Source organism: Pseudomonas sp. PB120 (assembly GCF_009761815.1).
In the GTDB taxonomy this organism is placed as follows: domain Bacteria; phylum Pseudomonadota; class Gammaproteobacteria; order Pseudomonadales; family Pseudomonadaceae; genus Aquipseudomonas.
Genome location: NZ_RWIN01000142.1, coordinates 45,408 through 59,170, shown reverse-complemented (window position 1 = coordinate 59,170; position 13,763 = coordinate 45,408). Strand labels below are relative to the sequence as shown.

Annotated in this window: 10 protein-coding genes and 1 pseudogene; all 11 read right to left on the bottom strand. The window is 59.3% G+C overall.

Going from position 1 to position 13,763, the window contains the following annotated elements; translation table 11 throughout:
• Positions 1-138: 138 nt before the first annotated feature.
• Positions 139-984, bottom strand: a complete 846-nt coding sequence (gene kdsA, locus EJA72_RS26060) for a 3-deoxy-8-phosphooctulonate synthase (protein ID WP_157714754.1) — start codon at positions 982-984, stop codon at positions 139-141.
• 5 nt (positions 985-989) lie between these two features.
• Positions 990-2,621 (bottom strand): CTP synthase, encoded by a 1,632-nt coding sequence (locus EJA72_RS26055; protein ID WP_157714753.1) that lies wholly within the window; start codon positions 2,619-2,621, stop codon positions 990-992.
• 274 nt (positions 2,622-2,895) lie between these two features.
• A pseudogene (gene tilS, locus EJA72_RS26045) lies at positions 2,896-4,223 on the bottom strand (tRNA lysidine(34) synthetase TilS).
• A 146-nt stretch (positions 4,224-4,369) separates the two neighbouring features.
• Entirely contained in the window at positions 4,370-5,317 is a 948-nt protein-coding gene (locus tag EJA72_RS26040) for an acetyl-CoA carboxylase carboxyltransferase subunit alpha (RefSeq protein WP_010462799.1), read from the bottom strand.
• Positions 5,318-5,469: 152 nt separating this feature from the next.
• Positions 5,470-8,991 carry a DNA polymerase III subunit alpha gene (dnaE, locus tag EJA72_RS26035; protein WP_157714751.1) on the bottom strand — a complete coding sequence of 1,174 codons (3,522 nt, stop codon included), beginning with the start codon at positions 8,989-8,991 and terminating at the stop codon, positions 5,470-5,472.
• A gap of 76 nt (positions 8,992-9,067) precedes the next feature.
• A complete protein-coding gene (gene rnhB, locus EJA72_RS26030) occupies positions 9,068-9,694 on the bottom strand; it encodes a ribonuclease HII (RefSeq protein WP_157714750.1) in 627 nt (208 codons plus the stop codon).
• An 11-nt stretch (positions 9,695-9,705) separates the two neighbouring features.
• The gene (gene lpxB / locus EJA72_RS26025) at positions 9,706-10,836 is read right to left on the bottom strand and encodes a lipid-A-disaccharide synthase (RefSeq protein ID WP_157714749.1); all 1,131 of its coding nucleotides are present in this window, start codon (positions 10,834-10,836) and stop codon (positions 9,706-9,708) included.
• A gap of 2 nt (positions 10,837-10,838) precedes the next feature.
• Positions 10,839-11,615: an acyl-ACP--UDP-N-acetylglucosamine O-acyltransferase gene (gene lpxA, locus EJA72_RS26020; RefSeq protein ID WP_157714748.1), complete on the bottom strand. Its 777-nt coding sequence runs from the start codon at positions 11,613-11,615 to the stop codon at positions 10,839-10,841.
• A complete protein-coding gene (gene fabZ / locus EJA72_RS26015) occupies positions 11,612-12,052 on the bottom strand; it encodes a 3-hydroxyacyl-ACP dehydratase FabZ (RefSeq protein ID WP_007907157.1) in 441 nt (146 codons plus the stop codon). The genes lpxA and fabZ overlap by 4 nt, the downstream gene beginning before the upstream one ends.
• A 108-nt stretch (positions 12,053-12,160) precedes the next feature.
• Positions 12,161-13,216 carry a UDP-3-O-(3-hydroxymyristoyl)glucosamine N-acyltransferase gene (lpxD, locus tag EJA72_RS26010; RefSeq protein ID WP_157714747.1) on the bottom strand — a complete coding sequence of 352 codons (1,056 nt, stop codon included), beginning with the start codon at positions 13,214-13,216 and terminating at the stop codon, positions 12,161-12,163.
• Positions 13,217-13,219: 3 nt separating this feature from the next.
• Entirely contained in the window at positions 13,220-13,723 is a 504-nt protein-coding gene (locus tag EJA72_RS26005; RefSeq protein WP_008028980.1) for an OmpH family outer membrane protein, read from the bottom strand.
• Positions 13,724-13,763: the final 40 nt, after the last annotated feature.

Genomic DNA, 13,763 nt, shown 5'->3' with positions numbered 1-13,763 from the left:
GTTGACGAAAACGACGCAGCTAGAGGAAATCTTTTACCGTCGGCAAGTGATGTACAGCGGGCAGTCTTGCGGACGATAAGGCTCAGACCCGAGGGCCTGAGCATTAATTCGTGCGGTACTTTACCGGAGAAATGAGGATTACGCGGTTTCTACCGTCGGAAAACTCTTCACCAGTTCGTCCAGTGCTTTGAGCTGGGCCAGGAATGGCTCCAGTTTGTCCAGGCGCAAGGCGCAAGGGCCATCACATTTGGCGTTGTCCGGGTCCGGGTGCGCCTCAAGGAACAGACCCGCCAGCGACTGGCTGATCCCGGCTTTCGCCAGATCGAGGACCTGGGCACGACGACCGCCGGCGGAATCTGCGCGACCACCGGGCATTTGCAGCGCGTGGGTCACGTCGAAGAATACCGGGTATTCGAACTGCTTCATGATGCCGAAGCCCAGCATGTCGACGACCAGGTTGTTGTAGCCGAAGCTCGAACCGCGCTCGCAGAGGATCAACTGATCGTTACCCGCTTCCACGCACTTGTTCAGGATGTGTTTCATTTCCTGAGGCGCGAGGAACTGGGCCTTTTTGATGTTGATCACCGCGCCGGTCTTGGCCATCGCGACCACGAGGTCGGTCTGGCGCGACAGGAAGGCCGGCAGCTGGATGATGTCGCAGACTTCAGCGACGACCGCGGCCTGCTCAGGCTCGTGGACGTCGGTGATGATCGGCACGCCGAAGGCTTGCTTGATGTCCTGGAAGATCCGCATGCCCTCTTCCAGGCCGGGGCCACGGTAAGAGGTCACGGAGGAACGGTTGGCCTTGTCGAAGCTGGCTTTGAACACGTAAGGGATACCCAGTTTCTGGGTAACCTTCACGTACTCTTCGCAGACCTGCATCGCCATGTCGCGGCTTTCCAGTACGTTCATGCCACCGAACAGCACCATTGGCTTGTCGTTGGCAATCTCGATATCGCCTACGCGGATGATCTTCTGCGCCATCAGGTTCACGCCTTCTTCTGGTGTTGAGCCAAAGCTGCCTTGACGAAACCGCTGAACAACGGGTGACCGTCGCGAGGTGTCGAGGTGAACTCAGGGTGGAACTGGCAAGCGACGAACCATGGATGATCCGGTGCTTCGACCACTTCAACCAGAGCGCCATCACCGGAACGACCGGAGATTTTCAGGCCGGCTTCCATGATTTTCGGCAGCAGGTTGTTGTTCACTTCGTAGCGGTGACGGTGACGCTCGACGATCACGTCCTTGCCGTAGCAATCGTGCACCAGGGAGCCCGGCTCAAGCAGGCAATCCTGAGCGCCAAGGCGCATGGTGCCACCCAGATCGGAGGTTTCAGTACGGGTTTCAACGGCGCCGGTGGCATCTTCCCACTCGGTGATCAGGCCCACGACCGGGTGACCGCTTGCACGATCGAACTCGGTGGAGTTGGCGTCTTTCCAGCCCATGACGTTACGAGCGAACTCGATCACGGCCACTTGCATGCCCAGGCAGATGCCGAGGTACGGAACCTTGTTTTCGCGAGCGTACTGAACGGCGGTGATCTTGCCTTCCACGCCACGCAGGCCGAAGCCGCCCGGCACGAGGATCGCGTCGACACCTTCCAGCAGCGCAGTGCCCTGGTTTTCGATGTCTTCGGAATCGATGTAGCGCAGGTTGACCTTGGTGCGGTTGCTGATGCCGGCGTGACTCATCGCTTCGATCAGCGATTTGTAGGCGTCCAGCAATTCCATGTATTTGCCGACCATGGCGATGGTGACTTCATGCTCAGGGTTGAGCTTGGCGTCAACCACGGCTTCCCACTCGGACAGGTCCGCGCCGCCGCATTGCAGGCCGAAACGCTCGACAACGAAATCATCCAGGCCCTGGGAGTGCAGGATGCCCGGGATCTTGTAGATGGTGTCGGCGTCTTCCAGCGCGATAACCGCACGCTCTTCAACGTTGGTGAATTGTGCGATCTTGCGACGCGACGATATGTCGATCGGGTGATCGGAGCGGCATACCAGCACGTCAGGCTGCAGGCCAATGGAACGCAGTTCCTTGACCGAGTGCTGAGTTGGCTTGGTTTTGGTTTCACCGGCGGTGGCGATGTACGGCACCAGCGTCAGGTGCATCAGCATGGCGCGCTTGGCACCCACTTCGAAACGCAATTGACGGATCGCTTCCAGGAACGGTTGCGACTCGATGTCACCCACGGTGCCACCGATCTCGACCATGGCCACGTCGGCATCGCCGGCGCCCTTGATGATCCGGCGCTTGATTTCGTCGGTGATGTGCGGGATCACCTGAATGGTGGCGCCCAGGTAATCACCACGGCGCTCTTTGCGCAGGACGTGTTCGTAGACACGGCCGGTGGTGAAGTTGTTGTTCTGGGTCATGGTCGTGCGGATGAACCGCTCGTAGTGACCCAGGTCCAGGTCGGTCTCGGCGCCGTCGTGGGTGACGAACACTTCACCGTGCTGGAACGGGCTCATGGTGCCCGGATCGACGTTGATGTACGGATCCAGTTTCAGCATGGTGACCTTAAGTCCCCGCGCCTCCAGGATGGCCGCCAATGAAGCCGATGCAATGCCTTTCCCCAAAGAAGAAACAACACCGCCCGTGACGAATATGTAGCGCGTCATGAAAAACCCTAGAAGTCTGCGTTAAAGCGGTCCGAGCCGCCGGGGAAAGCGAAGGAAGGCCGAAGCCCCCGATCACCTGCATTAATCACAGTGCACCTTTCAAAAAAACCGCCGCGTTGGGACAGACCGGAAGATGAAACACCGGTACGTTGCTCGCTACACATTTTTTGGAATCGCCCAGCAAAGACTGCTTGGTAATCGGCAACTCCTGCAATTCAGTCGAATCCACAGAAGTTGTATCAAGAAGGGAGCGTAGTCTACCGGAAAGCCCCTTTCAGCTCAAACCTTGATCGCAAGTGGTGGCTGCCAATGCAAATGCCAGCCAGCCTGCTCGTTGCCATTCAAGCCCTGCACACCGGCCACCGCCAGCAATTGCTCGCCTCGAAAGAGCAGCGGCAATCTGCCACGGGCGAATGTCGGGATCCCGCGCTCATTGAGCAAACGCTTGAGATCCCGGTGGCCGCGATCCGGCAGATGCATGAACTCTCCTCCTTCACGATAGCGGATATGCAGCGGGCCATCGGGGATTTGACCGTCGAGGGTAATCAGGCCGTTATTGGGCAATTCCAGCGGCATCGACGGGTCAGGCCACCGTATGGCTGGCGGCGGATTGCCCAGCCAGGCACCCGTCAGCCACCAGACTCGCCCAGCCGAGCGATGCAGTTCGCCATCCGCCAGCCGCCAGATCGGACGGGCATCGCTGGTGGCATCGCGCACATCCTCCCAACCCGACCAATGGTCGGTGTCCGGCAATCGTGTCAGCGCGGCGAGCCAGTGACTCAGCGCATTGCGCTGCCTCGCGGCAGACAGTGCCGCAAGCGGTGCCAGCTCCAGAGACGGCAACCCCAGCCAATCGAAATCGCTGGCCGTGCTGGCGCTGCCCAGATCGATTTTCGCCAATTCGTCGAGCAACCCCTGCGCTTCGCTCAGATGCCCGGCACTACGAGCCATGGTCGCCATCGCTTGCGGCCAGCGCTCGGTCAAGACCGGGAACACTTGGTGACGCAGGTAATTGCGTGAGAACTGTCGATCCTGGTTCGAAGGGTCTTCGATCCAGCTCAGGTGATGCTCCTTGGCGTAGGTTTCAAGCTCGGCCCGGGTGACATCGAGCAAGGGGCGCAACAAGTGCCCCGAACCCAAGGGGCGCTCACTTGGCATGCCTGACAAACCTCTGACCCCAGCCCCACGCAACAGTCGGAACAACAAGGTTTCCGCCTGGTCGTCACGGTGCTGGGCGGTCAGCAGAAGTTCGTTTTCCTGGGTGACCTCGACGAATGCCGAATAACGCGACTCCCTGGCGGCACGCTCGAGGCTGGCACCGGGCTGAACCTGAACGCGGACCACCTGTAGCGGCACCCCCAGCGCCTCACACACCGACTGACAATGTGCCGGCCACGCATCAGCCGCAGCCTGAAGGCCATGGTGAATATGGAGGGCGCTCAACGGAGGCAGGGATTCGGTTTTCGCAAGGTGTGCAAGAAGGTGCAATAGGGCGGTGGAGTCGAGCCCGCCGGAAAAGGCGATGTGCCATTTCGCAGCATTGCGCCACGGGTTCAGATTCATCAAAAGCCGGGAAGGCAAATCAATCGTGGGCCGATCCATATCTTTCCCTTTGCACAAATCAAATGTGGGAGCGAGCCTGCTCGCGATAGCGGCTTAACATTCAACAAACTTGCTGACTGTTATACCGCTATCGCGAGCAGGCTCGCTCCCACATTGGTTACATCATTTGCCGAAGCAGCGGTCGATCAGAGACCGTAGCTCATCAGTCGCTCGTAACGACGGGCCAGCAGCGCTTCGTTGTCGAATTTCTTCAACATCGCCAGCTGCGAACTCAGTTCGGCACGGATCGATGCCGCCGCAGCCGCAGGATCGCGGTGTGCGCCGCCCAAAGGCTCGCCGATCACTTTGTCCACGATGCCCAGGCCTTTCAGGCGCTCGGCGGTGATGCCCATGGCTTCGGCCGCGTCCGGTGCTTTCTCGGCAGTTTTCCACAGGATCGAAGCGCAACCTTCCGGCGAGATCACCGCGTAGGTCGAGTACTGCAGCATGTTCAGCTGGTCGCACACGCCGATGGCCAATGCACCACCAGAACCACCTTCACCGATCACGGTGGCGATGATTGGGGTTTTCAGGCGGGCCATGACGCGCAGGTTCCAGGCAATCGCTTCGCTCTGGTTGCGCTCTTCAGCGTCGATGCCAGGGTATGCGCCCGGGGTGTCGATGAAGGTCAGGATCGGCATTTTGAAACGCTCGGCCATTTCCATCAGGCGGCACGCCTTGCGGTAGCCTTCTGGACGCGGCATGCCGAAGTTGCGGCGAACTTTCTCGCGCACTTCGCGACCTTTCTGGTGACCGATGATCATCACCGGCTGGTCGTCCAGACGGGCAATGCCGCCTACGATGGCTGCGTCGTCGGAGAAATGACGGTCACCGTGCAACTCGTCGAACTCGGTGAAGATGTGTTCGATGTAGTCCAGGGTGTACGGACGTTTCGGGTGACGCGCCAGACGCGCGATCTGCCAGCTGGTCAGCTTGCCGAAGATGTCTTCGGTCAGCGTGCTGCTTTTGTCCTGCAGGCGGGAGATCTCATCGCCGATATTCAGCGAATTGTCATTACCGACCAAGCGCAACTCTTCGATCTTGGCTTGCAGGTCGGCGATCGGCTGTTCGAAATCTAGAAAATTCGGGTTCATAGGCGTCCGTCTTGGGTCGACGCCCAAGTAAGCTTGGGCCGGCCGGTTGTCTATTCGCGCCCTACCTTAAGGGAGTGGCGCATTCAGGTCGAGATTAAAAATTCTGGTCGAGATCAGGACACACGCTTAGTGACAAAAATGGCACCTGACCGTCAACGGTATTGGAGGAAGACGTTGTCTCGCCCGAACTGGTCACGAAGAGCTTGAATCAACGCATCCGCCGGATCGATTCGCCAGGTCTCGCCGAACTGCAGCAACGCCTTCGCATCGGGGCTCGTGTACTCCATCGTGATCGGGCACGCGCCGCGATGACGCTTGAACAGCTCACCCAGCCAGCGTAGCTGATCGCCCTTCAGATCCTTGGTCTGCAGCTTCAGGCGCAGGCTTTCGGCCAGGTTGGTGCGGGCATCTTCCATGCTCATCACCCGCTTGACCCGCAGCCGCAGGCCGCCGGAGAAGTCGTCGTTGCTGACTTCGCCTTCGACCACCACCATCGCGTCAGTCTGCAACAACGACTGCGCGGAATGGAATGCGTCGGCGAACAGCGAAGCTTCGATCCGGCCAGAGCGGTCGTCAAGGGTGATGAACCCCATCTTGTCGCCCTTCTTGTTCTTCATCACCCGCAGGGCAATGATCATCCCCGCCACGGTCTGCGTATCACGAGCCGGTTTCAGATCGATGATGCGCTGACGGGCAAAACGGCGAATCTCGCCTTCGTATTCGTCAATCGGGTGACCGGTCAGGTACAGCCCCAGGGTGTCTTTCTCCCCTTTGAGGCGCTCCTTGAGGGTCAGTTCCTTGGCTTTGCGGTGATTGGCGTAGACGTCGGCGTCTTCCTCGACGAACAACCCGCCAAACAGGTCGGCGTGGCCACTGTCATGGGTGCGTGCGGTTTGCTCGGCGGCCTTGATCGCGCCTTCCATTGCCGTCAGCAGGATCGCGCGGTTCTGGTCGATGCTGGCTTGGTAGGCTTTCGGTTCGTCATGGAAACAAGGGCCCAGGCGATCCAGTGCGCCACTGCGGATCAAACCGTCCAGCGTGCGCTTGTTGATCCGCTTGAGGTCGACCCGGGCGCAGAAATCGAACAGGTCCTTGAACGGGCCGTCCTGGCGCGCTTCGGTAATCGCCTCGACCGGGCCTTCACCCACACCCTTGATCGCGCCGAGGCCATAAATGATTCGGCCTTCATCGTTCACCGTGAACTTGAACTCCGACGTATTCACATCCGGCGCGTCGAGACGCAGCTTCATGGTGCGAATTTCTTCGATCAAGGTCACGACCTTGTCGGTGTTGTGCATATCCGCCGACAACACCGCGGCCATGAACGGCGCCGGGTAGTGCGTTTTCAGCCAGGCCGTCTGGTACGACACCAGGCCGTAAGCGGCAGAGTGGGATTTGTTGAAGCCGTAACCGGCGAATTTTTCCACCAGGTCGAAAATGTTACCGGCCAGGTCGGCATCGATGTTGTTGCCCGCGCAACCTTCAATGAAACCGCCGCGTTGCTTGGCCATCTCCTCGGGTTTTTTCTTACCCATCGCCCGGCGCAGCATGTCCGCACCGCCGAGGGTGTAACCGGCCATGACCTGGGCAATCTGCATCACCTGTTCCTGATACAGGATGATGCCGTAAGTCGGCGCCAGAACAGGCTTGAGGCCTTCGTACTGGTAGTCCGAGTGCGGGTACGCAAGCTCGGCACGACCGTGCTTGCGGTTGATGAAGTCGTCCACCATGCCCGATTGCAAGGGGCCCGGACGGAACAGGGCCACCAGTGCGATCAAGTCTTCGAGGCAGTCGGGCTTGAGCTTTTTGATCAGCTCTTTCATGCCGCGCGACTCGAGCTGGAACACCGCCGTGGTTTCAGCTTTTTGCAGCAGCTGGTAGGTCGGCTTGTCATCCAGCGGGATGAACGCGATGTCCAGCGGCGGCTCGTCGACCTTGGCGCGGTCGCGGTTGATGGTTTTCAGCGCCCAGTCGATGACCGTCAGGGTCCGCAGGCCGAGGAAGTCGAACTTCACCAAGCCCGCAGCTTCAACGTCATCCTTGTCGAACTGGGTCACCAGACCGTCACCGGCCTCGTCGCAATAGATCGGCGAGAAGTCCGTCAGCTTGGTCGGCGCGATAACCACACCACCGGCGTGCTTGCCGACGTTACGCACAACGCCTTCGAGCTTGCGCGCCATTTCCCAGATCTCGGCGGCCTCTTCATCGACCTTGATGAAGTCACGCAGGATTTCTTCCTGCTCGTAGGCCTTTTCCAGGGTCATGCCGACTTCGAACGGAATCATCTTCGACAGGCGATCCGCCAGGCCGTAGGACTTGCCCTGTACCCGCGCCACGTCGCGGACCACAGCCTTGGCGGCCATGGAACCGAAGGTGATGATCTGGCTCACCGCGTTGCGGCCGTATTTCTCGGCCACGTAGTCGATCACGCGGTCACGGCCGTCCATGCAGAAGTCGACGTCGAAGTCGGGCATGGAAACCCGTTCCGGGTTAAGAAAACGTTCGAACAGCAGATCGTATTCCAGCGGGTCGAGGTCGGTGATCTTCTGCACATAGGCCACCAGCGATCCGGCACCCGACCCCCGGCCCGGGCCCACCGGCACGCCGTTGCTCTTGGCCCACTGGATAAAGTCCATAACGATCAGGAAGTAACCGGGGAATCCCATCTGGATGATGATATCCAGCTCGAAATTCAACCGGTCGACATAGACCTGACGCTTGGCTTCATAGTCTTCGGTGGTGTCCTTGGGCAGCAGCACCGTCAGGCGCTCTTCCAGGCCATCAAACGAGACTTTGCGGAAATATTCATCGATGGTCATGCCATCGGGAATCGGGAAGTTGGGCAGGAAGTGAGTGCCCAGCTTCACTTCGATGTTGCAGCGTTTGGCGATCTCGACGGTGTTTTCCAGCGCTTCGGGAATGTCGCTGAACAGCTCGGCCATTTCCTCGGCGCTTTTGAGGTATTGCTGATCGCTGTAATTCTTCGAGCGCCGCGGATCGTCGAGGGCGCGGCCCTCACCGATGCACACACGGGTTTCGTGAGCGGCAAAGTCTTCCTGCTTGATGAACCGCACGTCGTTGGTCGCCACCAGCGGTGCACCGATTTTCTCGGCCAGGGCCACCGCGCCGTGCAGTTGTTCTTCATCGTTGGGGCGATTGGTGCGCTGGATTTCCAGGTAGAAACGATCCGGGAACACCGTCATCCATTCGCGCGCGAGGTTTTCCGCTTCAGCCGGATTGCCGCTGAGCATGGCCAGGCCGATTTCGCCTTCCTTCGCCGCCGACAGCATGATCAGACCTTCGCTGGCCTCAGCCACCCACTCGCGCTCGATGATCACCGAGCCATTGCGTTGGCCGTCGATGAAACCACGGGAAATCAACTCGGTAAGGTTGCGATAGCCGACTGCGTTCATCGCCAACAGACTGATCCGGCTCAGGGCGTTGTCCGGGTCCTTGTTCGACAGCCACAGGTCGGCGCCACAGATCGGCTTGATGCCTGCGCCCATGGCTGCTTTATAGAATTTGACCAGGGAACACATGTTGTTCTGGTCAGTGACCGCCACGGCAGGCATGTTCATGCCGACCAGGGTCTTGACCAGCGGTTTGATCCGCACCAGACCGTCGACCAGGGAATATTCAGTGTGCAGGCGTAGGTGAACGAATGAAGCCGGCATGGTGATCCTGTCTGTGAACATGAAAACAACAAGGCCCGGATTGTACCGGGCCTTGGCGAAAACATCAGCCTTGCGACTAACTCTCTATGAGGCTTTCACGTGCTTCGTACGCCTGTCGTACCGGGGCGAACGAGCGACGGTGAATCGGCGTCGGCCCCAGGCGGGCCAGCGCTTCCAGATGAACGGGCGTCGGGTAGCCTTTGTGGCCGCCGATTCCGTAACCTGGATAAATCAATTCGAAAGCGGCCATTTCACGGTCCCGGCTGACCTTGGCCAGAATCGATGCCGCCGCAATGGCCGGCACCTTGCTATCGCCCTTCACCACCGCCTCGGCGCGCATGACCAGTTTCGGGCAGCGGTTGCCGTCGATCATCGCCAGTTTCGGCTGAATGTGCAGGCCTTCGATTGCTCGCTGCATGGCCAGCATGGTGGCATGGAGAATGTTCAGCTCGTCGATTTCTTCGACTTCGGCCCGGGCGATGCACCAACTCAGGGCCTTCTCACAGATTTCGTCGTAGAGTTTTTCGCGACGGGCTTCCGTGAGCTTCTTCGAATCATTGAGGCCGAGAATCGGACGATTCGGGTCGAGAATCACCGCAGCGGTCACCACGGCGCCACACAGAGGGCCGCGACCGACTTCGTCAACACCGGCGACCAACGCCTCGACTTGAGCGACCAAGGTGAAATCCAGCCCCATTTGCATGCTTGTTTTACTCATTGTACTTGGCCGATCAGCTTCAGCACTGCATCCGCAGCCTGATTGGAGGCGTCCAGACGCAAGGTCCGGTGAATTTCGTCGAAGCCGCGGGTCTGTTCTTCGCCACCTTCGATCAATGGCGACAGCGTCTGGGCCAGGGCTTCAACCGTGGCATCGTCCTGCAACAATTCGGGCACCAACAAACGCTGGGCCAACAGGTTCGGCAAGGAGACGTAGGGGCTTTTCACCATGCGCTTGAGAATCCAGAACGTCAGCGGTGCCAGACGATACGCAACCACCATCGGCCGCTTGTACAACAGCGCTTCAAGGGTCGCGGTTCCGGAGGCGATCAACACTGCGTTGCAGGCTGCCAACGCCAAGTGTGATTTACCATCGAGCAAGGTCAGCGGCAGGTCGCGCCCGGCCAGCAGTTCTTCGAGCTGCACACGGCGTTCAGGGCTGGCGCACGGCATGACAAACCGAACACCGGGGCGCATGGCGCGCAGACGCTGGGCCGTATCAAGGAACAATCCCCCCAGACGACCGACTTCGCCACCACGACTGCCCGGCATCAGCGCAACCAGCGGCCCATCGGGCAAGCCGAGTTCGGCCCGCGCCGCCGCACGATCGGCTTCCAGCGGAATGGCATCCGCCAGGGAGTGTCCGACAAACCGCACCGGCACGCCCTTCTCTTCATAGAATTTTGCTTCGAACGGAAACAGCGTCAGCATCAGATCGCAGCCTTCGCGGATCTTCAGCACTCGCTTCTGCCGCCACGCCCACACCGACGGGCTGACGTAATGCACGGTCTTGATCCCGGCCTGACGCAGCTTGAGTTCGATATTGAGGTTGAAGTCCGGGGCATCGATACCGATGAACACGTCCGGCTTCTCGGCGATCAGGTCAGCGACCAGTTTCTTGCGACGTGCCAGCAACTCACGCAATCGACCCAGCACTTCCACCAGGCCCATGACAGAGAGACGCTCCATCGGAAAATACGAGGTCAGGCCCTCGGCCTGCATCAGCGGACCGCCCACCCCAATGAACTCGACGGCCGGATGCTGAGCTTTGAGTGCGCGCATGAGGCCCGCACCCAAAATGTCACCGGAAGCCTCTCCCGCTACCAGCGCAATACGCAGATTAGCCATGATTAACGCGTGATGCCACGAGTCGAACACTGGATCGAATCACGGAACACCGCCACTTCCGGAAACTGGTCCGACGGTTCGGCCAGTTCGGCGAGCGCTTGCTCGACCGTCAGGCCCTGGCGGTAAACCACCTTGTAGGCACGACGCAGGGCGTGGATCGCGTCTTCGCTGAAACCACGACGGCGCATGCCTTCGAAGTTCATGCTGCGCGCTTCGGCCGGGTTGCCGAACACCGTGACGTACGCGGGAACATCCTTGCCGATGGCAGTGCCCATACCGGAAAAGCTGTGGGCGCCAATGTGGCAGTACTGATGAACCAGGGTGAAGCCGGACAGGATCGCCCAGTCTTCAACGTGCACGTGACCAGCCAGTGCCGTGTTGTTGACCAGGATGCAGTGGTTGCCGATGACACTGTCGTGGCCAATGTGCGCATAGGCCATGATCAGGTTGTGATCGCCGAGGGTCGTTTCCGAACGATCCTGAACGGTGCCACGGTGAATCGTCACGCCTTCGCGAATGACGTTATGGTCACCAATGACCAGGCGAGTTTCTTCACCCTTGTACTTCAGGTCGGGCGTGTCCTCGCCTACCGAGGAAAACTGGTAGATGCGGTTGTGCTTACCGATTCGGGTCGGGCCTTTGAGAATCACGTGCGGCCCGATCACTGTTCCCTCGCCGATTTCCACACCTGCGCCGATGATCGACCACGGGCCGACCTCGACGTCGTCGGCCAGGATGGCCGTCGGATCGATGATTGCGCGAGGGTCAATCAAACTCATAGTTTGCGTTCCGCGCAGATGATTTCTGCAGAGCAGACCGGTTTGCCGTCGACCGACGCCTGGCACTCGAACTTCCAGATCTGGCGCTTGCAGCTCAGGAACTTGGCTTCAAGGATCAGTTGATCGCCCGGCAGCACCGGCTGACGGAAGCGCAGCTTGTCGGAGCCGACGAAGTAGTAAAGCGTGCCATCGGCTGGTTTCACGTCGAGCATTTTGAAACCAAGGATCCCGGCAGCCTGAGCCATCGCTTCGATGATCAATACGCCCGGCATGATTGGATGCGCAGGGAAATGGCCATTGAAGAACGGTTCGTTGATGCTGACATTCTTGTAGGCGCGAATGCGCTTGCCTTCCACATCCAGATCCACGACCCGGTCCACCAGCAGGAACGGGTAACGGTGAGGCAGGTATTCGCGAATCTCGTTGATGTCCATCATTTCGGGGGGAAGCCTATGTAAAGATTGGGAGCGCGCGATTGACGCGCGCGCCTCTAGCAAATCAAGGAGGCAGTCTAGCGGCTGTGCACACTTGATATGGAAATGGTATCAGCCATCTGATGAAGCATTACCGTCAGGGGTCACTTCCCCTACACGCTTTTCCAACTGTCGCAGACGCCGCGCGATGTCATCGAGCTGGCGGATGCGTGCCGCGCTTTTGCGCCACTCGGCAGCCGGTTGCATGGCCGTACCGGACGAATAGGAACCCTTTTCAGTAATCGAATGGGTCACCATGGTCATCCCGGTGATAAAAACGTTGTCGCAAATTTCAATATGCCCCACCAGCCCGACACCCCCGGCGAGCATGCAATGCTTGCCGATTTTGGTGCTGCCGGAGATGCCCACGCACGCAGCCATGGCGGTGTGGTCACCGACCTGCACGTTATGGGCGATCTGGATCTGATTGTCGAGCTTCACGCCATTGCCCAGAATGGTATCGGCCAGGGCGCCACGGTCGATGGCAGTATTAACGCCAATCTCGACATCGTCGCCAACAAGGACACCACCGATCTGGGCGATTTTCTGCCAGACGCCTTTCTCGTTGGCGAAACCGAAACCTTCGCCACCCAGGACAGCACCCGACTGAATCACCACACGCTTGCCAATACGGACATCATGGTAGAGCGTCACTCGCGGAGCCAGCCAACCGCCCTCGCCAATTTCGCAGCGGGCGCCGATGAAGCAGTGCGCACCGATCGTCACGCCCGCCGCAATACGCGCAGCGCTTTCTATGACCACAAACGCACCAATGCTCGCCGCAGGGTCAACCACTGCATCCTCTGCCACGACTGCGGTCGGGTGAATACCGGCTGCTGCCTTCGGCTTGGGATCGAACAGATGGGACACCCGCGCGTAGGCCAGATACGGATCAGGCACCACCAGCGCATTACCGGCGAAACCTTCGGCATCCGCCGCCTTGAGCAACAAGGCCGCGGCCCGACTGTCAGGCAGGTACTTACGGTATTGAGGGTTTGCGAGAAAGCTCAACTGAGCTGGGCCAGCCTCTTGCAAAGTGGCTAGCCCAGTAATTTCCTTCTCCGGGTCGCCACGTAGCGTGGCGCCGAGGAACTCGGCCAATTGGCCGAGCTTTATGGTCGCTGTCATGGATTACTTCAGCTGATTCATGCGCTCGATAACCTGGCGAGTGATGTCGTATTGAGGTTTGACATCAATCACTGCGCCACGCTCGAAGACCAGGTCAAAAGCACCTTTCTTGATGACTTCTTCCACAGCACTGTCCAGTTTCGGCTTGAGCTGCTTCAGCATTTCACGGTCAGCAACGGCTTTGGCTTCGTTCAGCTCCTTGGACTGGAACTGGAAGTCACGGGCCTTTTGCTTGAATTCCAGCTCCAGGCGCTCGCGTTCGCCTTGCTGCATCTTGTCGCCGCCGGCCATCAGGCGGTCCTGGATACCTTTGGCGCTGCTTTCCAGCGTTTTCAGCTTGGTCAGCTGAGGGCCGAACTTCTTCTCGGCATCCACGGCGTATTTCTTGGCCGCGTCGGATTCCAGCAGCGCCATCTGATAGTTCAGAACGGCGATTTTCATGTCGGCAAAAGCCGGGCCTGCGACCAGTACGGTTGCCAGGAGAACCAATTGAGTCAACTTACGCACGATGCACTCCTACAAAATCCATTGTCGTTATCTTGGGTCA

Excerpts from the sequence above, each read along its gene's own strand:
- kdsA (WP_157714754.1), bottom strand. The coding sequence starts at position 984 with ATGGCGCAGAAGATCATCCGCGTAGGCGATATCGAGATTGCCAACGAC.
- EJA72_RS26055 (WP_157714753.1), bottom strand. The coding sequence starts at position 2,621 with ATGACGCGCTACATATTCGTCACGGGCGGTGTTGTTTCTTCTTTGGGG.
- EJA72_RS26040 (WP_010462799.1), bottom strand. The coding sequence starts at position 5,317 with ATGAACCCGAATTTTCTAGATTTCGAACAGCCGATCGCCGACCTGCAA.
- dnaE (WP_157714751.1), bottom strand. The coding sequence starts at position 8,991 with ATGCCGGCTTCATTCGTTCACCTACGCCTGCACACTGAATATTCCCTG.
- rnhB (WP_157714750.1), bottom strand. The coding sequence starts at position 9,694 with ATGCAAATGGGGCTGGATTTCACCTTGGTCGCTCAAGTCGAGGCGTTG.
- lpxB (WP_157714749.1), bottom strand. The coding sequence starts at position 10,836 with ATGGCTAATCTGCGTATTGCGCTGGTAGCGGGAGAGGCTTCCGGTGAC.
- lpxA (WP_157714748.1), bottom strand. The coding sequence starts at position 11,615 with ATGAGTTTGATTGACCCTCGCGCAATCATCGATCCGACGGCCATCCTG.
- fabZ (WP_007907157.1), bottom strand. The coding sequence starts at position 12,052 with ATGATGGACATCAACGAGATTCGCGAATACCTGCCTCACCGTTACCCG.
- lpxD (WP_157714747.1), bottom strand. The coding sequence starts at position 13,216 with ATGACAGCGACCATAAAGCTCGGCCAATTGGCCGAGTTCCTCGGCGCC.